This window comes from Rhodanobacter sp. C06 (assembly GCF_002001105.1).
Taxonomy (GTDB): Bacteria; Pseudomonadota; Gammaproteobacteria; order Xanthomonadales; family Rhodanobacteraceae; genus Rhodanobacter_A.
This window is the reverse complement of record NZ_MUNP01000059.1, coordinates 25,435-47,958: the sequence shown is the minus strand read 5'-3', so window position 1 is coordinate 47,958 and position 22,524 is coordinate 25,435. Positions and strand designations below refer to the sequence as shown.

General features: G+C 67.5%; 19 protein-coding genes. 6 read left to right on the top strand and 13 right to left on the bottom strand.

Annotation, left to right across the window (positions count from 1 at the left end; translation table 11 throughout):
- Positions 1 to 10 precede the first annotated feature (10 nt).
- The 3 genes from B0E52_RS12425 to B0E52_RS12415 form a co-directional block, all read right to left on the bottom strand.
- Positions 11 to 421, bottom strand: coding sequence for a VOC family protein (locus B0E52_RS12425; RefSeq protein ID WP_077484195.1), 411 nt, complete (start codon positions 419 to 421; stop codon positions 11 to 13).
- 29 nt (positions 422 to 450) lie between these two features.
- Complete coding sequence (locus B0E52_RS12420; RefSeq protein WP_077484193.1) at positions 451 to 900, bottom strand: helix-turn-helix transcriptional regulator; 450 nt, start codon at positions 898 to 900, stop codon at positions 451 to 453.
- A 223-nt stretch (positions 901 to 1,123) separates the two neighbouring features.
- Positions 1,124 to 2,695, bottom strand: coding sequence for a M20/M25/M40 family metallo-hydrolase (locus B0E52_RS12415; RefSeq protein WP_077484191.1), 1,572 nt, complete (start codon positions 2,693 to 2,695; stop codon positions 1,124 to 1,126).
- Between the two features lie 213 nt (positions 2,696 to 2,908).
- Between B0E52_RS12415 and pyrC the strand changes: the two genes are divergently transcribed.
- The gene (pyrC, locus tag B0E52_RS12410; RefSeq protein WP_077484455.1) at positions 2,909 to 3,946 is read left to right on the top strand and encodes a dihydroorotase; all 1,038 of its coding nucleotides are present in this window, start codon (positions 2,909 to 2,911) and stop codon (positions 3,944 to 3,946) included.
- A gap of 19 nt (positions 3,947 to 3,965) precedes the next feature.
- On the opposite strand, the gene B0E52_RS12405 is transcribed toward pyrC, so the two are convergent.
- Entirely contained in the window at positions 3,966 to 5,156 is a 1,191-nt protein-coding gene (locus B0E52_RS12405; RefSeq protein WP_168174191.1) for a M23 family metallopeptidase, read from the bottom strand.
- A 276-nt stretch (positions 5,157 to 5,432) separates the two neighbouring features.
- On the opposite strand from B0E52_RS12405, the gene trxC reads away from it, so the two are divergent.
- A complete protein-coding gene (trxC, locus tag B0E52_RS18380; protein ID WP_139351669.1) occupies positions 5,433 to 5,870 on the top strand; it encodes a thioredoxin TrxC in 438 nt (145 codons plus the stop codon).
- Positions 5,871 to 6,053: 183 nt separating this feature from the next.
- Here the strand turns inward: trxC and B0E52_RS12400 are convergent, their stop codons facing one another.
- Together B0E52_RS12400 and B0E52_RS12395 are read right to left on the bottom strand one after the other, a co-directional pair.
- Positions 6,054 to 6,560, bottom strand: a complete 507-nt coding sequence (locus B0E52_RS12400) for an autotransporter outer membrane beta-barrel domain-containing protein (RefSeq protein WP_077484187.1) — start codon at positions 6,558 to 6,560, stop codon at positions 6,054 to 6,056.
- Between the two features lie 55 nt (positions 6,561 to 6,615).
- The gene (locus B0E52_RS12395; RefSeq protein WP_168174190.1) at positions 6,616 to 8,127 is read right to left on the bottom strand and encodes a carbohydrate-binding protein; all 1,512 of its coding nucleotides are present in this window, start codon (positions 8,125 to 8,127) and stop codon (positions 6,616 to 6,618) included.
- Between the two features lie 633 nt (positions 8,128 to 8,760).
- On the opposite strand from B0E52_RS12395, the gene B0E52_RS12390 reads away from it, so the two are divergent.
- A complete protein-coding gene (locus B0E52_RS12390) occupies positions 8,761 to 9,960 on the top strand; it encodes an amino acid deaminase (RefSeq protein WP_077484183.1) in 1,200 nt (399 codons plus the stop codon).
- A 37-nt stretch (positions 9,961 to 9,997) separates the two neighbouring features.
- Here the strand turns inward: B0E52_RS12390 and B0E52_RS12385 are convergent, their stop codons facing one another.
- From B0E52_RS12385 to B0E52_RS12370, 4 genes are all read right to left on the bottom strand, one after another.
- The gene (locus B0E52_RS12385; RefSeq protein WP_077484181.1) at positions 9,998 to 11,842 is read right to left on the bottom strand and encodes a peptide-N4-asparagine amidase; all 1,845 of its coding nucleotides are present in this window, start codon (positions 11,840 to 11,842) and stop codon (positions 9,998 to 10,000) included.
- Between the two features lie 132 nt (positions 11,843 to 11,974).
- Positions 11,975 to 13,273, bottom strand: a complete 1,299-nt coding sequence (locus B0E52_RS12380; protein ID WP_217316685.1) for a Xaa-Pro peptidase family protein — start codon at positions 13,271 to 13,273, stop codon at positions 11,975 to 11,977.
- Positions 13,274 to 13,458: 185 nt separating this feature from the next.
- Positions 13,459 to 14,448 (bottom strand): VOC family protein, encoded by a 990-nt coding sequence (locus B0E52_RS12375; protein WP_077484179.1) that lies wholly within the window; start codon positions 14,446 to 14,448, stop codon positions 13,459 to 13,461.
- 186 nt (positions 14,449 to 14,634) lie between these two features.
- On the bottom strand, positions 14,635 to 15,570 hold the full coding sequence (locus B0E52_RS12370) for a GlxA family transcriptional regulator (protein WP_077484177.1): 936 nt from the start codon (positions 15,568 to 15,570) through the stop codon (positions 14,635 to 14,637).
- A 168-nt stretch (positions 15,571 to 15,738) separates the two neighbouring features.
- Here B0E52_RS12370 and B0E52_RS12365 point away from each other — a divergent pair, with 168 nt between their 5' ends.
- Positions 15,739 to 17,244 (top strand): amidohydrolase family protein, encoded by a 1,506-nt coding sequence (locus tag B0E52_RS12365; protein ID WP_077484175.1) that lies wholly within the window; start codon positions 15,739 to 15,741, stop codon positions 17,242 to 17,244.
- A 327-nt stretch (positions 17,245 to 17,571) separates the two neighbouring features.
- Here the strand turns inward: B0E52_RS12365 and B0E52_RS12360 are convergent, their stop codons facing one another.
- A complete protein-coding gene (locus tag B0E52_RS12360; protein ID WP_254426790.1) occupies positions 17,572 to 18,390 on the bottom strand; it encodes a hypothetical protein in 819 nt (272 codons plus the stop codon).
- 140 nt (positions 18,391 to 18,530) lie between these two features.
- Here B0E52_RS12360 and B0E52_RS12355 point away from each other — a divergent pair, with 140 nt between their 5' ends.
- Positions 18,531 to 18,917, top strand: a complete 387-nt coding sequence (locus B0E52_RS12355; protein ID WP_077484171.1) for a dihydrofolate reductase family protein — start codon at positions 18,531 to 18,533, stop codon at positions 18,915 to 18,917.
- Positions 18,918 to 19,003: 86 nt separating this feature from the next.
- Here the strand turns inward: B0E52_RS12355 and B0E52_RS18375 are convergent, their stop codons facing one another.
- A complete protein-coding gene (locus B0E52_RS18375; protein WP_168174189.1) occupies positions 19,004 to 19,198 on the bottom strand; it encodes a hypothetical protein in 195 nt (64 codons plus the stop codon).
- Positions 19,199 to 19,298: 100 nt separating this feature from the next.
- Positions 19,299 to 21,491 (bottom strand): choice-of-anchor tandem repeat GloVer-containing protein, encoded by a 2,193-nt coding sequence (locus tag B0E52_RS12345; RefSeq protein WP_168174188.1) that lies wholly within the window; start codon positions 21,489 to 21,491, stop codon positions 19,299 to 19,301.
- Positions 21,492 to 21,752: 261 nt separating this feature from the next.
- On the opposite strand from B0E52_RS12345, the gene B0E52_RS12340 reads away from it, so the two are divergent.
- Positions 21,753 to 22,442, top strand: a complete 690-nt coding sequence (locus B0E52_RS12340) for a DsbA family oxidoreductase (protein ID WP_077484165.1) — start codon at positions 21,753 to 21,755, stop codon at positions 22,440 to 22,442.
- Positions 22,443 to 22,524: the final 82 nt, after the last annotated feature.

Genomic DNA, 22,524 nt, shown 5'->3' with positions numbered 1-22,524 from the left:
GGCAAGCGGCTCAGCGCCGCTCCTGTACGCGCAGCAGGTTGCCGGCCGGGTCGCGCACGGCGCAGTCGCGCACGCCGTAGGGCTGCATGACCGGTTCCTCGACGATCTCGGCGCCGCTGGCCTGGATCTTCTCGAACGCGGCATCGAGATCGCGGGTGGCCAGCAGCATGGTCGCGTAGGTGCCCTTGGCCATCATCTCGGCGATGGTGCGTTTCTCCTCGTCGGTGACGCCGGGGCTGGCGTTCGGCGGGAACAGCACGATGGCGGTGTCGGGCTGATCGGCGGAACCGACCGTGATCCAGCGCATGCCGTGGTAGCCCACGTCGTTGCGCACCTCGAAGCCCAGCGTGTCGCGGTAGAACGCCAGCGAGGCGTCCGGGTCGCTGTGCGGCAGGAAGCTGGCGTGGATGCTGATGTCCATGACTGCGATATCCGGTGGGGAAGGAGCCGTCATGCTAGGTCGGGTTCGGTGGCCGGCGCTTCTCGATTCCTGATCGGTCGCGTCACCTGCCGCGCCACGCAGGACGGCAGGCCCGCCGTCGCCTGCGCCGCCTCCCGCCGGTAGGCGCCGGGCGACATGCCGACCAGTTCGCTGAAGCGGGTGCTGAAGGTGCCCAGCGAGGCGCAGCCCACCGTGTAGCAGACTTCGGTGACGCCGAGGTCACCGCGGCGCAGCAGCGCCATCGCGCGCTCGATGCGCCGCGTCATCAAATAACTGTAGGGCGACTCGCCGAAGGCGAGCTTGAACTGGCGGCTGAGGTGTCCCGCCGACATGCCGATCGTGTGCGCCAAGTCGTCGACATTCAGCGGCTGCGCGTATTCGCGGTCGATGCGGTCGCGCACGCGTCGCAGGCGGGCGAGGTCACGCAAATGTGTCGACGGGGCGGACTGGTCGCTCATCGGCGGGATCGTCCCACGCTGTGTGGCGGGCCTCAAGCGCCGTGGCTTGATCCCTTCTCCTATCGGGAGACGCGGAGAGGCGCCATGGAGGGTGCCGTATTGGGGAGCGAGGAAGGTGGCGCGCAGCGCCGGATGAGGGTTCGGGACTGGCTGGAATCGGCGCGCTTCGCCCGAACCCTCTCCCCAACCCCTCCCCCGCAGGGGGAGGGGAGAGAAAGCAGGGTCAGTCCTGCGCCAGCGGCTTGCGCGGCAGTTTTTCCTCGCGCGTCGCGGCGTGCCAGACGAAGGAGGCGACGATGGCAGCGGCCTGCTTCAGGTCTTCCGGCGAGGAGTGGTCGTAGGTGTCCAGGTTGCTGTGGTGGACTTGGGTGGAGTAGTCCAGTCGGTCCTGGATGAACTGGAAACCCGGCAGGCCCACGGCGTCGAAGGACACGTGGTCGGTGCTGCCGGTGTTGCGGCTGGTCACGGTGGTGGCGCCGACGTCGTGGAACGGCTCCAGCCACGCCTTGAAGATCGGCATCGCCGCGGTGTTCTCCTGGGCGTAGATGCCGCGGAAGCGGCCCGATCCGTTGTCCATGTTGAAGTACGCCGCGAAGCGCTGGTAATCCGGCTTCTTCTGCAGCGCGCCGGTGGGCTCGCGCAGCGACGCCGGCAGCGCCTTCTGCGCGGGATCGGTGGGCTCCGGATACGCCGCGAAGTGCTTCGCCACGTAGGCGCGCGAGCCGATCAGGCCCTGCTCCTCGCCGCTCCACAGCGCCACGCGGATGGTGCGCTTCGGCTTCGCGCCCACGGCCTTGAGGATGCGCATCGCCTCCATCATCACCGCCACGCCGGCGCCGTTGTCGGAGGCGCCGGTGCCGGTGTGCCAGGAATCCATGTGCGCGCCCAGCATCACCACCTCGCTCGCCTTGCCGCTGCCGGGGATCTCGGCGACGGTGTTGTAGCCGGGCTGGTTGGCCTCGTCGGTGAAGCGCGCCTTGACGTTCACGCGCAGCTTCACCGTCTCCTTGCGCTCCAGCGCGCGCACCAGCGGGTTGTAGTGCTCGGCGACCATGGACAGCTCCGGCACGCCCGCGGATTCGCCGGCGCGGCGCGAACCGCCGCCGCCCACGCGGATGATGCCGTTGTCCCAGCCGCTGATGCCGATCGCGGCCAGCGCAGCCTCGGCGACGAAGAACTCGTTGATCGCGCGGGCCAGCTCCTGCCGTTCGGTGTAGCGCTTGAGGAAGGCGGCGCGGTCGCGCTTCGCATCCTTGGGCAGGGCGAAGCCCTGCAGCTCGGCGAGACCGGCCGCGTCGTAGCGCTGCCAATCGGCCTCGGTGCCGGGCTTGTACGCGCGGGCGTCGTCCAGCAGCAGGATCTTGCCCTTGAGCTTGCCCTTGTACTGGTCCAGGTCCTTGCGGGTCTTGATGCTGACGCGCATCACCTCGCCCTCGACCGGGCCATTCGTGCCGGGCGTCCACGCCTTCGGCAGCGCGTACAGCGGCGCAGTGCGGGGCGCCAGCATCTCCACGCTGGATTCGCTGAACTCCCAGCCGCGGCCGAAGTCGTCGAAGGCCTCATCGTGCACGTTGGCCAGGCCCCAGCCCTTGAACTTCTCCTGGGCCCAGGCATTGGCCAGGGCCATCTGCGGCGAATTGGTGAGACGCGGGCCGATGTCCTCGGTGAGATGGCCGAGGATGTCCATCACCTGCGAATGGTGGAAGGCCTCCTGGCGGATGCGGCTGACCATCTCCAGGTCCACCGGCTCCTGGGCCAGGGCCATGCTGCTGAAACCCAGGCACAGCACCCACATGCAACGCTTGATCACGATTTTCCCCGAATGGCTTGGCGCAAGAATTTTCGAATCTAGCGCCCCGCCCGATCGCATTCATGGGTCAATGGTCATGGTCCGTCCGCCGATGGCGGCGCCAGCGCGTCCCATCGATCCGATACCATGACGGCCCCGTTCCGGTGGCATCCGCGCCCCGCGCCCACCGCCTCGATCCGCCTCACGGAGCCGCACCGCATGTCGTCTGCACGCCTCGAAATCACCCGCCCCGATGACTGGCACCTGCACTTGCGCGACGGTGCGGCGCTGGGCGCGGTGGTGGCCGACACCGCGCGGCAGTTCGCGCGTGCCATCGTGATGCCGAACCTCAAGCCGCCGGTGACCACGGTGGCCCAGGCCGAGGCCTACCGCGGCCGCATCCTCGCCGGCTTGCCGGCGGACACGCGCTTCCAGCCGCTGATGACGCTGTACCTCACCGAGGCCACCGTGCCGGACGAGATTGCGCGCGCGAAGGCCAGCGGCTTCGTGCACGCCGTGAAGTACTACCCCGCCGGCGCCACCACCAACTCGCAGGCCGGCGTGCGCGACCTGGCGCACGTGTATCCGGTGCTGGAAGCGATGGAACGGCACCGCCTGCCGCTCCTGATGCACGGCGAGGTCACCGATCCGGCGGTGGACATCTTCGACCGCGAACAGGCCTTCATCGAGCGCCACCTGATCCCGCTGCGCGCGCGTTTCCCGCAACTGCGCATGGTGCTGGAGCACATCACCACGCGTGCCGCGGCTGAGTTCATCCGCGAAGCGCCGGCGCACGTGGGCGCCACCATCACCGCGCACCACCTGCTGCTCAACCGCAACGCGATTTTCGAGGGCGGCATCCGCCCGCACCACTACTGCCTGCCGGTGCTGAAGCGCGAGACGCATCGCCAGGCCCTGCTGGAAGCGGCCACCAACGGCGATCCGCACTTCTTCCTGGGCACCGACAGCGCGCCGCATGCGCAGCACGCCAAGGAAGCCGCCTGCGGCTGCGCCGGCATCTACACCGCGCACGCGGCGATCGAGCTGTACGCCGAGGCCTTCGACTCGCTCGGCAAACTCGACCGGCTCGAAGCTTTCGCCAGTTTCCACGGTCCGGACTTCTACGGCCTTCCGCGCAACGCCGACAAGATCACGCTGGAGCGCAAGCCCTGGACCGTGCCCGACACGCTGCCCTTCGGCGACAGCGTCTGCGTGCCGTTCCGGGCGGGCCAGGACGTGGCGTGGTCGCTCGCTTAGGCGCCCCTCAAAACGCAGCTCAATCGGCGAAACGGACGACGGCGTTCTCCGCAGGCCATTCCCCCTGCCGTCGCCGCGCCTCCGCCTCGTTCCGCGGCGTCCAGACTGCCTTGCCGAACATCCCCGGATCCGCGTAGGCGCCCAGCAGATCAAACGCGTCGAACACGAACGGCCGCCCCTCCGAGGCCAGCGTGGAAAGCCCATCGGACACGTGGAAGTGCAGGTGCGGGCCAACCGACGCGCCGGTGAAGCCCAACTGCCCGAGCACCTCGCCTCGATGCACGCGCTGGCCGACCCTCACCGCGACGCTGCCAGGCCGCAGGTGCTCGTAGAACGCGTAGCGGCCCTCGTCGAGGCGTAGCGCCACGTAGTTGCCCGCGTCCTCGGCCAGCGCATGTTTCGGGTTGCCGGACACACTGGCGGACTCGGCCATCGCATCGCGCACGGCAGCCACGCTGGCGTCGGCAACGGCCAGCACCGCGGCACCGTAGCCGAGCCAGTCGCCCGGCACGTCCGGATTCCCGTGTGTCGTGCGCCCGGCGGCGTCGACCCGGATGAAGTCGACCGCGAAACGTCCCGGAATGCACGCCATGCCATTGACCGTGTTGAAAACGCGGCGATGGCCGTTGCGCCACGCGGCTGCATGCACGGCGATCCATGGACCGCCCCGCAACGGCGGGCCGAGCGGGGTGCCGGTCGCATACGCCACCGTCGCGCGGACACCGCGCACGGAGCCCCGCCCGGCGTCGCCCGGTGCCGCATACGTCACCACGTGTTCGATCGCCGTCGGACGACGGTCATGCACGGGCCACTCGATGTAGACCACGCCGCGGCGACCGGGCGGCACGATCGTGTCGCGTGCGGCGTGCGGCGTACCGATCAACGCAAAGCGTCGCTGCAGGTCTTCGCCCGCGAACGCCACCAATACCTGCCCGTCCGCCGCGTCCACCACCTCGACGCGCGCCACGGCAAGCGGCGCATCGGTGAAATTGGTCAGGTGCAGCTCCTGGAATACCTGCATGCCGGCATCGGTACGCACCGCATGCGGCGCATCGAGGACGCGCAGGTCGAACGACTGCCGGGCCGACTCCGCCATGGCCGGCCGCGCGATGCCGGTGGTGGCCAGCAGACAGGCGAAAAACGCACCAGCCACGATCTTCATGCGCCGCTCCCGCCGCGAAACCCCCATGATGACCTCGCCGGCGGCCATGGCACAGCGCGGCGTGGCCAGCGTCGCGTATCGGGGGACGAGCGGCCGCCTCGGTGGGACGGGCGCGCGCCCCAAGCCTCCCGGAAGTGTCGCATCGGCGAGGCTGCCGCGGGATGACGGCGCCGGACAACAGCCGGCGGACCCGATGCCGCCCCCGAGAGCGCGGCCGGCGTGACGCAGGGCGTCGCCCGGGCCGACCGGTGCTGCGCGGCCATGTTGATCGGGACTTCGCCAGCCCCATATTCCCGGCACCATCGAACCCGCGAGGCTCAAGCCATGAGCGACCCGCTGCATCTCGTCTGCCCGCACTGCCAAGCCGTGAACCGCGTGCCGGCCGAACGCCTCGGCGCGACGCCCGTCTGCGGCCAATGCCACCAGCCGCTGTTCACCGGCCACCCGCTGGCCGTCGACGAGGCCGCCTTCCAGAAACACCTTGCACGCAACGACATCCCGGTGCTGGTGGACTTCTGGGCGACCTGGTGCGGCCCGTGCCAGATGATGGCCCCGCACTACGCGCAAGCCGCCGCGCAACTCGAACCGCACGTGCGCCTGCTCAAGGTCGACACCGACGCCGAGCAGGCGCTGGGCAACCGCTACGCGATCCGCAGCATCCCCACCCTCGCGCTGTTCAAGGGTGGCCGCGAAGTGGCGCGGCAAGCCGGCGCGATGCAGTCCGCGGGCATCGTGCAGTGGGTGCAGGCGCAGGGCGGATGACGAACCGGGATCATCCATGGGCTGATGCCGCGGCGCGCACGAACATCGCTCGCCGGCCACGTACCATCGCGACGCTTCAGGCGCGCCTGCCGCCTGTCTATCATCCCCGACCGGTTTCCGACATCCGATGAACCGGGCCTGCTGACGCAGCATCCCGGTTCGCCGGCAACGAAATCGACTGCATCAGAACGCCACGTTCAGGCGTGCCGACATCGTCTGTCCGCTGACGCGCTGGCCCATCTGGTAGTCGTAGCCGAATTTCAGCACTGCACGCGCCGACAGCATCGCATCCAGGTCGAAACCCAGCAGGCCGCTGTAGCGGGACAGGCCAATACCCGTCAGCGGTTGCCACTGTTGCATGCCGACGAAACTGGCGTCGAACACATCACCATGCGATGCCAGGGTGCGCTGCCATTGCGCGTTCGCGCTGAAATCCAACGCGCGCCCTTCACCCAGGTCCCAGTGACGACCCGCGCGTACGCCGAGGCCTGCCTGCCAGCGGTCCAATGCCTGTGCGTTGCTGCGCAAGCCAAAGCCACCGGCACCCTGTTCGGCAAAACCACCGCGATCGATGCTCGCGTATTCCACATCGACAAACGGAGTAATGCGGTAGCCGCCATCGTTCAGATACAGCCCGACCACGTCGCCCGCGGTGCCCACATAGATCAGTAATGGAAACGGGTGCTGCATTGCTGCAGCACCCGTTGCGAGACATCCGTCCCGGCACCAGCCGGAGGCGAACAGCCTACCGCCCCAGGTCGCCCAGGAAGCGCTTGGTGTACTGGAGCGGCGTGGTCGTGGACACGGAGTTGCAGGTGGGCGAAGCAGTGCCCTGGCTGCACGGCGTGTCGCGATCCAGCGACCAGAAGTGGATGCCGGCGAGGCCGTTCGCCACCGCGTAGCTGATCAGGGTGTCGGCGTTGGCGATGCTGAAATTCTCGCTCGACACGTCGTTGACGCCGATCATCGGAGTCAGCTCGATCTTGTTCGGCGAGATGCCGTAGGTGTGCTCCAGGTTCACCGCTGCCTGGATCGCCGTCTGCGCCATGTCGCACGAACCATTCGACACCACGCAGACGCTGGAGCTTGGCGCACCGTAATCCATCGTCATCAGGTTGATCGTGTAGTTGCTGAGCGTGGAGGCCTTCACCGCCTTCACCACCATGTCGCCCAGGCTGTTCACGCCGCCGTAACTGCCATCCGACGCACCCAGCGTGGCGACGGTGAACGAGAAGCGCAGGTTGGGATAGAGCGACTGGCCGTACGCCGCGGCAGCCACGAGGTTGTTGATGCCGGCCTGCGACTGGCCACCCTCGATGTCGAAGTCGGCGCCCACCATCTGCGGCGACATGTAGCGCGCCAGGAAGACGGCGAAGTTCGCGGTGCTGCCGCAGGTGAAAGTACCGGCCTGCCCGCCCGTGGAAACCACATAGGGCAGCCCGGCGCTGGACAACGCGGCGATGTTGGCGCTGGCGAAGCTCGCGCCAGGCACGCCGCCCCAGTTCTCGCTGCCGCATTCGCCGGTGGCGAACGCCAGCGTGATCGCGCTGAGGTTGGTCACGTAGTTGGACTTGAGGCTGCCCGCGCCGACCACCGGAATCGACGAACCCGTCGCCGCGGCGGTCTGCATGGTGTCGGTGTTCCAGTTCATGTTGATCGTCACGTCCTTGTACGGACTGAACAGCAGGTTGGCGCCCGTGCCCGGCGGATTCGCCGTGCCGCCACCGCCGCCGGAACCGGAGCCGCCACCGCTGCTACCGCCACCGCCAGTCCCGCCACCACCGGAGGAACCACCGCCGGTGCACGCGCCTTGCGAAGTCCATGGTTCGCCCGAGCCGCTGGCGCCGCTGTTGGTGGCCGGATCATTGCCCTGCGTCCACCAGTTGGCGACGTAGTTGATGCCGTTCTCGCTGGCGACGGCGCCGCCGTTGTAGGCCGTGGACGAACTCCATGCCGCCGCGCAGCCGCCGCCCGAGCCGCTGGAACCGCCGCCGCCCGAGCCCGAACCGGAGCCGCCGGAACCGGAGCTCGAACCGCCGCACGCGCCTTGCGAAGTCCAGGGTTGGCCCGAACCGCCGGCACCGTTGCTGGTGGCCGGATCGTTGCCCTGCGTCCACCAGTTGGCGACGTAGTTGATGCCGTTCTCGCTGACGACGGCGCCGCCGTTGTAGGCGGTGGCCGAACTCCACGCCGCCGCGCAGGCCGTCGCGGTTTGCGCGTGCACCGCCTGCACGGGTGCCGCCGTCATCAGGCTCATGGCCATCGCACCACCTGCGGTAGTGCCGACTGCGTTGAATGCCGTGCGTAGCCAAACAACCGACTTCTTCATCTGCATGGAAGCGTCTCCTGGTTGAGTTGCATTACTTGAGGCGAATGGCCTTCTCCGTGGCGAACGGCTTGCGATTCCTGGTGGTACTCCCCTGGTCGAACACCCCGCCCGCCGCGGCCTGCCAAGACCAAGATGGCGGCACCCGGATGTCTCGTGATGACAACGTTGTCTAAATCGGATGACGCATGTTGTGACCGGGTTCGTGGAAATGCAATGCGAAAGACGACCATCCAAACACACGATAACTGCGAGCTATTTACCGCATTGCAGCGACGATATGGCCACCGCTACGGTGATTTGCGCACGAGACGCATGGTGCGACGCGACTAGATCGATTCAGACGTCTGGACGTCCGTAAGGGAAATGTTGGACTTTCATGACATCGTTGTCTGAAATCACGGAGGCACGGTCTGTCTGCAGGGGTATCGCTCCCGCCTCGATGGCCGCCGGAGGCGAACCCGCCTGCCGAGAGCCCTTGAACAGCGTCTGGGCGGCAGCCATTGCGCGCCGTTCCGCACGGGGCAAGACTGGCACGCCCCCAACAATGAGCGGAACGACTCCATGACTCCCCGCATGTCGCCACCCGAAAAAGGCAGTCCCGTCACCGGCCCGTCGCTGCTCGACGGCGTGAGCCTGCCAGCCGCGGCGATCCTCGATTCGGCGCTGGCCAACAACATCGCCTGGATGCAGCGTTACGCCGACGACCACGGTGCGCGACTCGCGCCGCACGGCAAGACCACGATGACGCCCGCGCTGTTCCGCCGTCAGCTCGATGCCGGCGCCTGGGGCATCACGCTGGCCACCGCCGTGCAGTGCGCCGCGGCCTTCGCACACGGCGCCACGCGCCTGCTGATGGCGAACCAGCTCGTCGGCGCGCCCAACATGGCGATCGTCGCCGGACTGATCGAGCGCGGCGCGGACTACTGCTGCGTGGCCGACAGCGCGGCCAACGTCGCGGCGCTGGACCGGTTCTTCGGGGAACGCGGCCTGACCCTGCAGGTGCTGATCGAACTCGGCGTGCCCGGCGGCCGTTGCGGGGTGCGCGACGAAGCCGCGCTCGCAACACTGATCGATGCCATCGCCGCCGCACCTGCACTCGCGCTCTGCGGCATCGAAGGCTACGAGGGATTGATCGGCGGCGAACACGCGGCCAACGAGGTCCGCGCCTACGCCCAACGGCTCGTCGTCACCCTGCGCGGCCTGATGGATGCAGGCGCGTTCGCCGATCGCAAGCCGATCGTGACGGCGGCGGGTTCGCAATGGTTCGACCTGATCGCCGAAGCGTTCGACCAGGCGGATTTGCGCGCGAATTGCACGCCCATCCTGCGACCCGGCTGCTACGTCGTGCACGACCATCGCTCGTATCGCGACGCGATGGCCGCAGTGAAGGCACGCGATCCGGAACTCGAAGGCGAGCTGCAACCCGCGCTGGCCGTGTTCGCCCACGTGCAATCCCTGCCGGAACCCGGCCTGGCGGTCGTCGCGATGGGCAAGCGCGACATTTCCTGCGATCCCGACCTGCCGATTCCGCTGCAACGGCACCGCTCCGGCGAACCGGCGCATCCGCTGCGGCAGTGCACGGTGCGCAAGGTGATGGACCAGCACACGATGCTCGCGATTCCCGCCGACGCCGATCTCCGCGTCGGCGATATCGTTTCGTTCGGCGCGTCCCACCCTTGCCTGACGTTCGACAAGTGGCGGCAGGTGTTGCGCGTCGACGACGAACTGCGCGTACTGGAAGTGATGCCGACGTTCTTCTAGTACCCCTGCCGCAAGGGCGCTGTCGCCACCGGGATCGTTATCGTTCGCCCAGCGGCGCCAGCCACGGGTGGTCGGGACGCGAGCGGCTGTCCAGATGGTTGGCGTTGCCGGGGCATCCGCGCCCTTCGCTCGCCGCGGTGAGGCGTTGCTCGCGCGACTGGAGGGCTGTGCGGTAGCAGCTGCCCAGCGAGTCGGTGAAACTCGCCTGCTCGCTGCCCGCCTGGTGGTAGGCGAAGCTGCTGCGGTCCAGCGGGTCGGGAATGGTCTTGCCATCGGCGTGGTCGCCGGTGGCGAGGTGCTCGTCCAGCACGGCGTGGTAGACGGCTCCCTGCGAATCCGTCCGCCGGGTCTCGATGCGGTGTCCCTGCCTCATCGCCACCTCGGCGGTGAAGTCCTGCCCGGTGCCGCGCATGGTCTTGCGTACGGTTAGATACAGCGGATCGCGCTGCTCCACGGTATAGCCGTCCAGACGCTTGCCGCCCAGCGCGCGCTCCACGGCCACCGACAGCGTGCCGAGCTGGTCGATGGTCTCGTCGTGGCGCTTCTCGCCCGGCCGCGCGAAGACCTGGTGGTTGTGGAAGCCGCTGATGTACTGCACGGTAGTGGCGATGTCGCCCCGCGGTGTGTGCAGGCGGCCGGCAATCGTGGCGGTCTGCGCCTGGTCGGTATCTATCGTGCCGACGATGCGGTCGGCGGCATCAGCATGCAGAGTGTCGCGCACGATCAGCCCGGCTGGCTGCTGTGCGGCCAGCGTGTTTCGTGTCACCTCGCCGCTCAATTCGCTGGCCTGCGGATCGACGTAGACCAGCAGGTTCGCCGCCACGTTGAAGAAGTGGTCGGCACCCGGCACGCGCACGGCTATCGCATGCGACTTGCCGTCGTCGAGCAGGCCGGCGAACGGCGTCAGGTCCACCCGCGCCGGAATGAAGTTCGTGGTCTGGATGGCCGGCGTCGGCAGCCACAGGTGCGGCGCCACGCCGCCGGTGAAGATCCACGGGTAGACCGGCGCCAACCCAGCCGGCTGCCCGTCCACCAGCACCTCCACGCCGCGGAAGCTGCCGCCGTCGCAGGCCTCGAACGATTCCAGCGAATAGTCGCGGGTCTTTTCCAGGTAGGCCTTGTCCACGCAGGTGTACCAGCGCTCGTCGTGCGACTGGCTCTGCGCGATGACGTCGAGATACGCGCGCTCCACGTTGCGCGGGAATGTGATCGTGCGCGACAGGCTCTGCTGCGGTGTGTCGAGTTCGGTCTGCTCACCGCGCGGATCGCTGCCGAGCGGATAGACGCGATCGGCCGATGGCGCCGTCGTCTGCCCTTTGCCCGCCGGATAGAACGCCAGCCGCACGTCGACATAGATCGGCTGGTTCGTCGTGGGGCTTACCCAGTTGTTGAGGATCATCTGCCCCGCCTGCGCCTGCCGGAACAGCGCGGCGTAGTCGGTGAGGTCGCGCTCCACGTGCCAGTGCTGGGCCACGCCCGGCTCGGGTTCGATGGTGGTGCCGAAATACAGGTTCACGCCGCCCAGCCACAGCGCCACGGTGCGGTCGAACTGGCGCCCGGCCGGCACCGAGAAATCCGCCTCCAGCACCACCTTGCCCCAGCCATCCGCGCAGCCCTTGGGCGGCACAAACGCGAAGCGATGCGGCCGCGCCGCCATCGACGAGCCATCGCCCCGGTCGTCGAAGGCTTCATGGGAGAACAGCGTCACCGTGCAGGGCTTGGCTGTCGGCCGCGACACCGGCGGCTCGGCCGTGGCCACCACGCGCGAACCGAGCTCGAACCGCGCCACGGTGGCCACATGCAAGGCCGCCGCCGACACCGCGCCCGTCGCCAGCAATGCGCCGCATCCCGGCAGCCATCGCCGCACCCCACCCTTCTTCATGCTCGCCACCGTCGACGCTCTCCGCTCATGGGTTGTCTGCCGCAGATGACCCATCGTGGCACGGCCTCCGGCTGAACGGGTCAAACCCGGCGCGGCGCGCGATCGATCGAACCGTCGGCCCGGTCCGGAGACCTAGCCGAACGGCCGTTCGATCGAAAGACTTTGCGGCGTGAACCAGCGCGCGCCGTCGGCGCCGACGTGCATGTCGTCCTCCAGCCGCACGCCGAACTCGCCGGGGATGTAGATGCCGGGCTCGTCGCTGAAGCACATGCCGGCCTCGATCTTCCGCGGATTGCCCTCGACCAGGTAGTACCACTCGTGCATGTCCATGCCGATGCCGTGGCCGAGGCGGTGCGAGAAATACTTGTAGCCGGGGCCGTAGCCGGCATCCGTGATCACCTTGCGCGCGGCGGCGTCCACCGACTCCATCGCCGCGCCCGGATGCGCGGCGGCGAGCGCGGCCTGCTGCGCCTTGCGCACGATGTCGAACACCCGCTTCATCTTGTCGCTGGCGTTGCCCAGGGTGAAGGTACGCGTGATGTCGCTCTGGTAGCCCTCCACGTAGCAGCCGTCATCCAGCATCACCGGCGTGCCCTCGCGGATCGCCTGCGGCTCGCGCGAGCCGTGCGGCAGCGCAGTGAACTTGCCGACGTTGATGCTGGCCTCGCCGCGCAGGCCCATGCGCGCGTAGCCGGCATCCACCCACGCGGCAATGTGCTGCTGGGTCATGCCCGGCTCCAGCCCCTGCCAGATCGCCTTGTACAAGGCCAGCGTGGCGTTGTTCGCCACCTGCATCAGCGCGAGTTCCGCCGAGCTCTTGATCGCGCGGCAACCCGCGGTGACCGACGTCGCCGGCACCAGCTTCGCCTGCGGCATCGCCGCGGCGATGCCGGTGGAGCGGAAGAACGGCACCTTCTCCTCGATGCCCAGCACGCCGGTGCCGGCGCCCTGCTCGCGCATCACCTGCGCGATCAGCGCGTAGGGGCTTTCGTTCTCCTGCCAGGTGCGCACGTCGCGGCCGAAGCGGATCTGCTCCAGCGCGCGGCTGCGCTCGAACGCGGGCGTGATGTACACCGGCTCGCCCGAGCGCGGCAGCAGCATGCCCATCAGGCGCTCGCTGGTCCACCAGCGCATGCCGGTGTAGTAGTCCAGCGTGGTGCCGCCGTCGAGGTAGATGGCGTCCATGCCGTGCCGCCCCATCAGTTCCTGCGCCTTCGCCAGGCGCGCGCGGCGCTCGTCGTCGGTGATCGGCACGATCTGCGACTTCACCGGCTGCAGCGCGAGGATAGCCGCCGGCAGCTTGATACCGCCCGCTTCCGTGGCCTTCGCCCCGGCGCCCAGCAGCGCCACCGGCAACGCCGCCGCGCCCAGCGCCGTCGATTGCAGGAAGCGGCGGCGGCCGGGGTGCATCGCGTCGTGGCGCTTGCTCATGGGTTCGCTCTCGTCCGGGATCGAGCCGATATTGCGACACGGCCGCGGGCAATTCGCCACTGGCAAAAGGCATGGCCACCCGCACGATTCGTCGTGTCGCCCGATGCCGTCGCGGCGGCCAGCGGCGAACCTCACGGTCTTTGCGCGACTTCGCCGCGACGAGCCCGGTCAGCGCAGCCTCGGCATCACGCCCCTGCGCAAGCCGGCTCGCCCGGCTGCATCGCGTGGAATTCGATGGACAGGCCGAGGTCGTCCCGCGTCGGCGCGAGGAAGGACTCGCCGGACAGGCCGCGGTAGGTCGTCAGCTTGCGCTCGTAACCGCGCTCCACCCAGCGCCGCGCACGCCCCAGGTCACTCACGCCGAAGCTCACGCCCAGGATGCGCGCGCCGCCGTTCGCCATGGTCTGGGCGGCGATGCCCGCGCCGTCGGGCTGCAGTGCCAGCAGCGCGGTCGGACCGACCGGCACGCAATAGCCCTTCGCGCCGAGCGCGGGCAGCCTGACCGGCACCGCATGCCCATAGCCCATCTTTTCGAGCTGGCGGCGGTCGGCATCGGCATCGGCCGACACCAGCCAGATCGACGACAGCTCGCGCGCGCCGTTGGGATGCTCGCGCGTCACGCGGTAGTCGGCGGCGTTGGCAGGGTCGAACTGGTCGGGCGCGTAGCCGTCCGCGTAGTCGATGAAAAAGGTATTGCTCGACAGCGGCGCGCGGTCGAACGCGAACAACCGCCAGCCCGGCTTCGTGCCGTCGGGGCCCGAGAAGAACGGCGTGACCGCGTAGTGCAGTGCCTGCAGCGACTGGTGGATCGCATCCAGCGACGAGGTACGGAAGCCGAAGGTGCGGGAGCCAGGCCCGCCCTTCAGCGCCTGCTGGTCTTCCTTCATGCCGGGATCGAACGCGGGATCGGGCCGGGTGATCCCCAGCAGTTCGATGAAGCTGCTGTCGGCGAAGCGGATGTAGCGGTTGGCCACGCCGCCGGGGTCGCGCCCGGGCCGCACCTGGAAGCCCAGCTTGACCGCCATGACCGACGTGGTCTGGTCGATGCCGCGCCCCCACAGCAGGATGTGGTCGAGCCGCGTGGTGGGCGCCGTGGGAACGGTCGCCGGGGTCGAAGCCTGCGCGACACCCGCGCACAACAGCAGCCATGCCGAAACGTAGCGGATCAGGCGCATGCGTATCCTCACGTGCAAGGTTGGGGAGTTTTCCCGGCAAGCCGGCCGGCTTGTTTCGGGGCGCCCTTTTATCGGCGGATCGCCGCTAGCCCGCAAGGACAATATCCGGACAAAAACGGCCAAGACGGGATGGCCGTCGCGCATGCGCTGCTGCTCGCGTTACCCATGCCGCGGAACCCGCCGCGATCAGGCACCCGCACCGCGGCGCAGCGACTGCGGCGACATGCCGAAGGCGCGGACGAAGGCGCGGCGCATGCGACTGGCGTCGCCGAAACCCGTCGACGCGGCGATGTGGTCCAGACCGAGATGGCTGGTCTCCACCGCGATGCGCGCGGACTCCAGGCGCAGGCCTTCCACGACCTTGGCCGGCGTCGCGCCGATCTCCGCCGCGAAGGCGCGGGCGAAGTTGCGCGGGCTCATCGCGGCGCGCTCGGCCAGCCGCTCCACCGTCATCGGCTCGGCGAGGCGCGCGCGCATCCAGCCGATCAGCTCGCCGAAGCGCCCGGTGCGGCCACCGCGTTCCACCAGGGCGGAATACTGCGACTGCCCGCCGTGCCGCCGCTGGTGCACCACCAGCTGCTGCGCCGCACGCCGCGCGATGGCGGGGCCGAGGTCGTCCTCGACCAGCGCCAGCGCCAGGTCGATCCCCGCGGAGATGCCCGCCGAGGTCCACAGCTCGCCGTCCCGCACGAACATCCGATCGGCATCCAGCCGCACTTTCGGGTAGCGCAGCCGGAAGCGTTCGGCCGCGTCCCAGTGCGTGGTGGCGCGCCGGCCGTCGAGCAAACCGGCCTCCGCGAGGAAGAACGCGCCGGAGCAGACGCCCGCCGTCCGCCGCCATGCGTCCACGCCCAGCCAGGCCATGATGTCGCGCTGGCTCTCCTCGACCTGCGCCAGGTTGCCCCCCGAGACGATCACCGTGTCGAAACACCCAGGCTCCAGCGGCGCGGCGGCCAGGCATACGCCCGAGGAACTGCGCACCGTGCCGCCGCCCGGAGCGAGCACCCTGATCGCGTAGCTGTCCGGCCGGAAACGCTCCGCCATCTCGAACACCGCAACCGGACCGGCGGCATCCAGCAGCTGGAATCCCGGAAAAACCACGATGGCGATCTCGCGTCGCATGGTGCCGCCCGCTCGCATGTGCAGTGGCGGGAAAGTGGCGTAATCGCGAGGCGGGCGTCAAGTTGAGCCGCGGGAAAACCGCTTTCCTTGTCTTTGCGTGCAGCGCTACAGTGACCGGCGGGGCCCGGGTCCGGACGTTCAAGCAGCCATGCTGACTGGAGGGGAGCCATGCGACATGCGATAGCGCTTGCGGCAGCCTTGTCGATCGGTGCGGGCGCGGCCTGCGCCGCGACCCGCGATCTCGCACCCGTCGTGTTGCCGCAGGCCGCAGTGCCCGGCAAGGCGGTACAACCGTTCGTCAAGGTGGATGCGCCCGTGGTCGCGCTGGTGCACGTGCGCGTGATCGACGGCAGCGGCGCGCCCGCGCGCGCGGACCAGACCCTCCTGATCGAGCACGGCAGGATCACCGCGGTGGGAGCCGACGGCCTGCCGATACCCGCCGACGCCAAGCGCATCGACCTTTCCGGCCGCACCGTGCTGCCGGGCCTGGTCGGCATGCACGACCATCTCTTCTACATCGCGCGGCCGAACCTCGGCGAGCAGGACGGCAAGCTGCACAGCGACCCGCCGCTGATCGTGCCGGAGATGGCGTTCACCGCGCCGCGGCTCTATCTCGCCATGGGCGTCACCACCTTGCGCACCACCGGCAGCGTCGAGCCGTACACCGACCTCAACCTCAAGCACGACATCGACCAAGGCAAGCTGCCCGGCCCGCACATGGACGTCACCGGGCCGTATCTGGAAGGCGCGAACTCGCCCTTCATCCAGATGCACCCCATCCGCGACCCCGCGGACGCGAAGGAGACCGTGGCGTTCTGGGCGAAACAGGGCGTCACCTCGTTCAAGGCCTACATGGACATCACCCGCGCCGAACTGCAGGCCGCGGTGGACGAGGCGCACCGCCTGGGGCTGAAGATCACCGGTCACCTGTGCGCGGTCACCTACCGCGAAGCCGCCGCGATCGGCATCGACGACCTCGAGCACGGTTTCTTCGTCAACACCGAGCACGATCCCGGCAAGGCGCCGGACAAGTGCACCGAATCCGACGGCCTCGCCACGCTGCATGCGATGGACCCGCAAGGCAGCGACGCCAAAAGCCTGATTCAGGATCTCGTGGCGCACCACGTCGCCATCACCTCGACCCTGCCGGTGTTCGAACAAATGGTGCCGCACCACGCGCCGCTGCGGCCGCAAGCGATGGCTGCACTCAGCCCACAGGCAAATCATGACTACATGTTGCTGCGCGCACATACGGATGCGCTGCCACCGGACCAGGCGCAGAAGCGCATGGTCACGTTCCGCCACGGCATGGCGATGGAACGCGCATTCGCCGCCGCGGGCGGCCTGCTTCTGGCCGGGCCCGACCCCACCGGCAACGGCGGCGTGGTTCCCGGCTTCGGCGACCTGCGCGAAGTGGAACTGCTGGTCGAGGAAGGCTTCACGCCCGTGCAGGCGATCCGCATCGCCAGCTACAACGGCGCGCTCTACCTCGGCCTGCAGGACCGCATCGGCTCGATCGCCGCAGGCAAGGACGCCGACCTGGTCGTGGTGAAGGGCGACCCCTCGCAACACATCGACGACATCGAGCACGTCGAGACCGTGTTCAAGGACGGCGTCGGCTACGACTCGCAGGCGCTGCTGCAATCGGTGCAGGGGCGCTACGGCGAATATTGAGGCTGGTCGCAGTCGCTGCGCGGCTCGGATGGGGGTCTTGGACAACCGATATTCTTCTCGTCAATTCCGGCGCAGGCCGGAAGCGCTTCACAACGGCGATGCTGGCCATCCAGCACCTATGCGTTCAATGGCCCACAGACACCGGATCCCGGCGTTCGCCGGGATGCCGAGCAAAATCGGAGTTTCCATAGCGCTCGCCATCCCGGCGAAAGCCGGATAAGCGCGCAGCGCGCAGAACGCCTGGAGGGCGGCCCCGAAGGGCTGAGCGCAGCGAATCATCCAGCGACTTTCGTCGAATTCGAAACATCGAGGTTGTATGCAGGGTTCCTACATCGCCGGCGCAGGCGTGCCGTCGGACCACTTCGCGGCGGGAATCATCAGCACCTGCACGGCCACCGCCCCGTCGTGGAACTGCGGGTTCCGCATGACCGGCGAACCCGGCACGTCGGCACCCCAATCCGCTCCGCGCGAAACGTAGAACATCAGATGCGGCATCCAGTGCCCCGCGTCGTCGTTCAGGTAACCCTGCTTCGACATCATGTAGCACATCGCGCCGGGCTCCAGCGGCGGCAACTGCTTCGCGGCGACGGCGGCCTTCATGCCCGCCATGATCTGTCCCCTGGATTTTCCGGCGAGTGCCAGTTCGGTCCGCTTGAAGGTGATCGGCAGGATCGAGCGCGCCGCCTGCGGGTTGAGGCACATCGGCCCGCGCAACCTGGGGTTCCAGAATTCCGGGAAATCGAACTGCGCCGTCCAGGAGCGGTCGACCAGGCACACGAAACCATTCTTGCCCTCGACCGCCGTGACGTAGCCATGCGGCCCGAGCACCAGGATCGTTGCGTCCCCGGAAATCGCCTTCGGCGCCGCGCTGCGCGCCAGCGCGATTTCCGCATTGCGGTCCGACATCAGGTATTGCGACAGCGGCGCCATGCCTGGATAGGCGTGCTGCCCACCCGTGGCTGTCGAACTTCCGGCAACGGCTACCGTCAAGAACAAGCCCAGCATCATGCAAATCTTTGGGCGGACGACATTTCGCTTCATCTCTGTCTCCCGAATGGATCGCGCAGGCACCATGAAGATCCGACGCTCATCGGACCGGACCCGGATCGCGCCCGGGCAAAGGCACCCGTGGGCGAACCGTCCCAACGACGAACGGCGCAGGCGGAAATCGACACTGGACCGGTCGCGCGCACCAAGGCAGTGCGCCCCCTGGCCGTGGTCGATTCCCCGGCCCCTCGATCGTCGAATGGACAGGCGGACACTTCGCCCTACACCGGAGCACGGACATGCGCAAGCTCATCGTTCCCGCGTTTATCAGCCTGGACGGCGTCGTGCAGGCACCTGGCGGCCCGCAGGAGGACACCAGCGGCGGCTTCGTCCACGGTGGCTGGATCTGGCCGTATGCAGACGACTCTGACGAGGTGATGGGCGGCGCGTTCTCGAACCCGTTCGAGTTGCTGCTCGGACGCCGCACCTGGGGTATCTTCGCCGCGTACTGGCCGCGCGTGCCGGAGGGCGCGCCACACCGCGGCATCGCCGACCTGTTCAACGGCACCGCCAAGTACGCCGCCACCCACCATCCCGGTACGCTGGCATGGCAGCACAGCCGTGCACTGGGTCCGGACATCGTTGCCGCATCAGGTGTATCTGAGCTCACATTGGATCGCTCATGATCTCCCCTGTCCCGCCTCGCGTCGATTTCGTTTCCGACGTCGCCTGCCCATGATGCGCGGTCAGGCTCGCCAGCCTGCAACGGGTGTTAACGAAACTCGATGACGCACTCGTCCGTGGCAGGTTCCTCCAGCGTCGCCAACTGGCTGCCGAGCAGGCTGGCCGGCATGAAATGCCTTCGCTCGCACGGGCGGCGCGCGAGTTCGTCGCACGGCACGCGCAGATAGAGCAGACGCAGCGCAGACTCTGCCTGACGCAGGCCATCGCGATAGGCATGGTGCAACGCGGAGCAGGCCACCGTATCGAACGCACCGCGGAAGTCCTCACGGAGAACAGGATGGGGTCGCCCATCCTGTTCTCCTGAATGGCCAACTCTTATGGCGTCACTGCGACGCTCGTGGAATGCCGCTATTGAAGATGGTCTGATTGAACGGAACTTGCAGCGTGGTGCCCGCGGAGAAGGTGCAGCTCGCGATCGCAGAGCACTGTCCCTGGTTCGACCAGGAAACGGCATTCAACCCGTTCGTCCAGACAAGGTCGGCCAAGCCATCACCGTTGTAGTCGGAGGTCGCTGCAATGGCATAACCGTTCAGTTCGGCCGGGACGGCAAAGCTGACGCTCTTGGTGATGGATGCCCCATTCATCAACCAATAGCCCCAGTGCTTGTTGTCGGCGGTGGACCAGATGAGGTCGTCACGGCCATCGCCATCGAGATCGCCTCGACCACTGATACGCCAACCCGCCGGGTAGGTCGTTATGTACCTCGATGAAAACCCTGCTCCATCACCCAACCAGACGTACAAATCATTCTTGGCGCTCGTCCACATGATGTCCAGCTTGCCGTTTCCATCAAAATCACCCAACGCGACTGGATGATAGCCCGGCGTGATGTCGAAGATGCGCGACCCGATCCGGTTGGCACCGTCCATCAGCCAGTACGCCATCTGATGCGTCTGGTCATTCATCCAGATCAAGTCGTCCTTGCCATCGCCGTTGATGTCCCCCGCCCCCACGAGAGTCCACCCTGACGGATAAGTGCCTGCATATCTGGGTTGGAAGCCGTTGACGCCCCCAAACCAGACATAGAGGTCATGGTTCTGACTGGTCCAGACCAGATCGGCGATGCCGTCGCCATCCAGGTCGCCGACGGCCGCAAGGTAGTAACCATTGGCAATCGGGATCGGTGCGCCGATGTTGGCGGTGGTGCCGACACTTAACGCTCCCGGACCACTCATGAGAAGGGAAGATTCACCGACGCCGTAAACATCGTCCTGGATGGGCACGACCAGTTTGAAGATCGCGCCTGACGAGGTGGGCCCTCCGTCGACTACGCCGTAAAAGCTCCTTGGCCCGGCCTGGATCAGCGAGCGCGCGTTGCCGCCTTCGACCTGTGAATCCCCGAACACATGCAGCACCGAATAGACGCCGGAGGGCGTGATTCGGAAAAAGGTTCCATTGGGAGCAGATGGTGCTCCACCAAGGCGCGTCATGCCGTAGACATTGCCATCGGAACCGGCTACCAGCGAATTGGGCCAGAACCCTTGCTGGCTGGCGCCGACAAAGCTGCTGAAACGATGCAGTACCGAAAACCCACCCGTGGCGTCGATCTTGAAGACTGTTCCGTCGCCATTGCCGAGCCCTCCCCCAGTCAGGGCTGCACCGTACAGATTGCCTTGACCATCACCCACGAGTTCGTCGATCCCCTGACCTTCGGTGGCAGGATCGAGCACGTGGACGACGCTGCCCGCGCCGTCCTTCGTCACCTTGTAGACCACATCGCCGGTGGATCGCGTGCTGGCTCCGGGCAAGAGGACGCCTTTTGGCAGAGTGACATACATGTTGTCATTCGTGCCCAGTACGAAGTTGGTGGGGCTGTAGTCCTGGAAGCTGAAAAGGTTGGTCACCACACCATTCCAGCTAACCGGGGCGAACCGGAACAGGTTGGAGTTGCTGGTGAGCGTACCGCCGGACCAGGTGCCCCCGAGTGCAAGTCCGTACGCACTGCCATCGCTCCCCACGGCAATACTTTGGGGCTGAGTGACCTCGCCTGTGCTCCGATAAAACGTATGAAATTTACCGTAGGCACCGTTCCCCATATATGCGTAAAGCACACCTGAAGGGGTTCCAAAGGCGCTTCCGTAGTAACCACCCGTGTTGGTGACACTCAAGATGCTGCCATTAGGCATTAGAGCGAAGGGAGTGAAATTGTTGGCCGGCAATGAGGGCGGCAGCATCCCGCCAATGCTGCTGTCAGCAGTACTGCCATAGTCAATTTGCGAGTCGGCGATGCCGTTGGGCCTGACGGAAAAAAAACCACCGACGCCGTAGTAGCCTCCGGCAGTGGACATGCCATAGATAAGTCCGTCCGATCCAAGAATGATGACCTGCGGGCCTCTCATGGCCGTGCCGGCGCCATTGGCCGGCGGGAATTGCGCAAAGAGGCTGTAGTGAGACGCAGCGGCCTGCGCTTGACCACTCCCCGCAAGCAGGACCGCCATCACCATGGCCAGTCGTCGTACTGAACAAAAAGCGGTTGCCTTGCTCCGGGCAAACCCGGTCGGCCGTCGGTAGAACATATGCCCTCCCCCTGTTTGTGACATCACGGCTACCAGGAACCCTGGAAGGCGACAGTCAGGGCCATCTGGCTTCGCTCTACCAAGTCTTCCACAGTTTTGCCCTGGAGCGATACGGTCGGGACCAGAGGAAGGGACTAAAGGAGCCAAAGGCGAAGTGCGGGACGGGTCGTTCGAGGCCGGAGACCTGCGCTTGCACCGTGCGATTGAGATGGACGCTGCCGCCTCCACATCAGGGGCATCCGAACCCGCACTGGATCGCCCATGACCTCCCCCACCCCGCTCCGCATCGATTTCGTCTCCGACGTCGCCTGTCCGTGGTGCGCGGTCGGGCTCGCCAGCCTGCAGCAGGCGCTGGCGCAGCTCGACGGCGCGGTGCGCGCGGACATCCACCTGCAGCCGTTCGAACTGAACCCGCAGATGGCGGCCGCAGGCGAGGATGCCGGCGAGCACATCATGCGCAAGTACGGCATCGACGAGGCGCGGATGGACGCCAACCGCGCGGCGATCCGCGAGCGTGCCGCGGCGCTCGGCTTCGCCTACAACGTGCACCGCGGCAGCCGCGTCTGGAACACCTTCGACGCGCACCGGCTGCTGCACTGGGCCGCACTGCGGGACGATGCTCGCGCACTGGCGCTGAAGCAGGCGCTGCTGCGCGCTTACTTCAGCGACGGCGAGAACGTTTCCGACCCCGACGTGCTCGTTCGCATCGCCGGAGATACCGGCCTCGATGCCGGCGAAGCGCGCCGCGTGCTGGACAGCGGCGAGTACGCCGACGAAGTGCGCGCGCAGGAACGGCGCTTCCAGCAGGCCGGCATCCATTCCGTGCCGGCCACCATCGTCAACGGCACGCATCTGATCTCGGGCGGACAGCCGCCGGAAGTGTTCGAACGCGCGTTGCGGGAGATTGCGGAGCAGGCCGCCGGCTCAGGCGGCGTGCGCGAAGCCCGGTAGCCGCGTCGCCGCATGATCCGCGGCAGCTTGTCGACCGGCAGCGCGTCCACGCGATGCCGGTCGAAGCCGGTCGCGCGCTGCG

Excerpts from the sequence above, each read along its gene's own strand:
- pyrC (WP_077484455.1), top strand. The coding sequence starts at position 2,909 with ATGTCGTCTGCACGCCTCGAAATCACCCGCCCCGATGACTGGCACCTG.
- B0E52_RS12345 (WP_168174188.1), bottom strand. The coding sequence starts at position 21,491 with ATGTTCTACCGACGGCCGACCGGGTTTGCCCGGAGCAAGGCAACCGCT.
- B0E52_RS12425 (WP_077484195.1), bottom strand. The coding sequence starts at position 421 with ATGGACATCAGCATCCACGCCAGCTTCCTGCCGCACAGCGACCCGGAC.
- B0E52_RS12390 (WP_077484183.1), top strand. The coding sequence starts at position 8,761 with ATGACTCCCCGCATGTCGCCACCCGAAAAAGGCAGTCCCGTCACCGGC.
- trxC (WP_139351669.1), top strand. The coding sequence starts at position 5,433 with ATGAGCGACCCGCTGCATCTCGTCTGCCCGCACTGCCAAGCCGTGAAC.
- B0E52_RS12395 (WP_168174190.1), bottom strand. The coding sequence starts at position 8,127 with ATGAGCCTGATGACGGCGGCACCCGTGCAGGCGGTGCACGCGCAAACC.
- B0E52_RS12375 (WP_077484179.1), bottom strand. The coding sequence starts at position 14,448 with ATGCGCCTGATCCGCTACGTTTCGGCATGGCTGCTGTTGTGCGCGGGT.
- B0E52_RS12355 (WP_077484171.1), top strand. The coding sequence starts at position 18,531 with ATGCGCAAGCTCATCGTTCCCGCGTTTATCAGCCTGGACGGCGTCGTG.
- B0E52_RS12420 (WP_077484193.1), bottom strand. The coding sequence starts at position 900 with ATGAGCGACCAGTCCGCCCCGTCGACACATTTGCGTGACCTCGCCCGC.
- B0E52_RS12380 (WP_217316685.1), bottom strand. The coding sequence starts at position 13,273 with ATGAGCAAGCGCCACGACGCGATGCACCCCGGCCGCCGCCGCTTCCTG.
- B0E52_RS12365 (WP_077484175.1), top strand. The coding sequence starts at position 15,739 with ATGCGACATGCGATAGCGCTTGCGGCAGCCTTGTCGATCGGTGCGGGC.
- B0E52_RS12400 (WP_077484187.1), bottom strand. The coding sequence starts at position 6,560 with ATGCAGCACCCGTTTCCATTACTGATCTATGTGGGCACCGCGGGCGAC.
- B0E52_RS12370 (WP_077484177.1), bottom strand. The coding sequence starts at position 15,570 with ATGCGACGCGAGATCGCCATCGTGGTTTTTCCGGGATTCCAGCTGCTG.
- B0E52_RS12405 (WP_168174191.1), bottom strand. The coding sequence starts at position 5,156 with ATGGCCGCCGGCGAGGTCATCATGGGGGTTTCGCGGCGGGAGCGGCGC.
- B0E52_RS12415 (WP_077484191.1), bottom strand. The coding sequence starts at position 2,695 with ATGTGGGTGCTGTGCCTGGGTTTCAGCAGCATGGCCCTGGCCCAGGAG.
- B0E52_RS12340 (WP_077484165.1), top strand. The coding sequence starts at position 21,753 with ATGACCTCCCCCACCCCGCTCCGCATCGATTTCGTCTCCGACGTCGCC.
- B0E52_RS12385 (WP_077484181.1), bottom strand. The coding sequence starts at position 11,842 with ATGAAGAAGGGTGGGGTGCGGCGATGGCTGCCGGGATGCGGCGCATTG.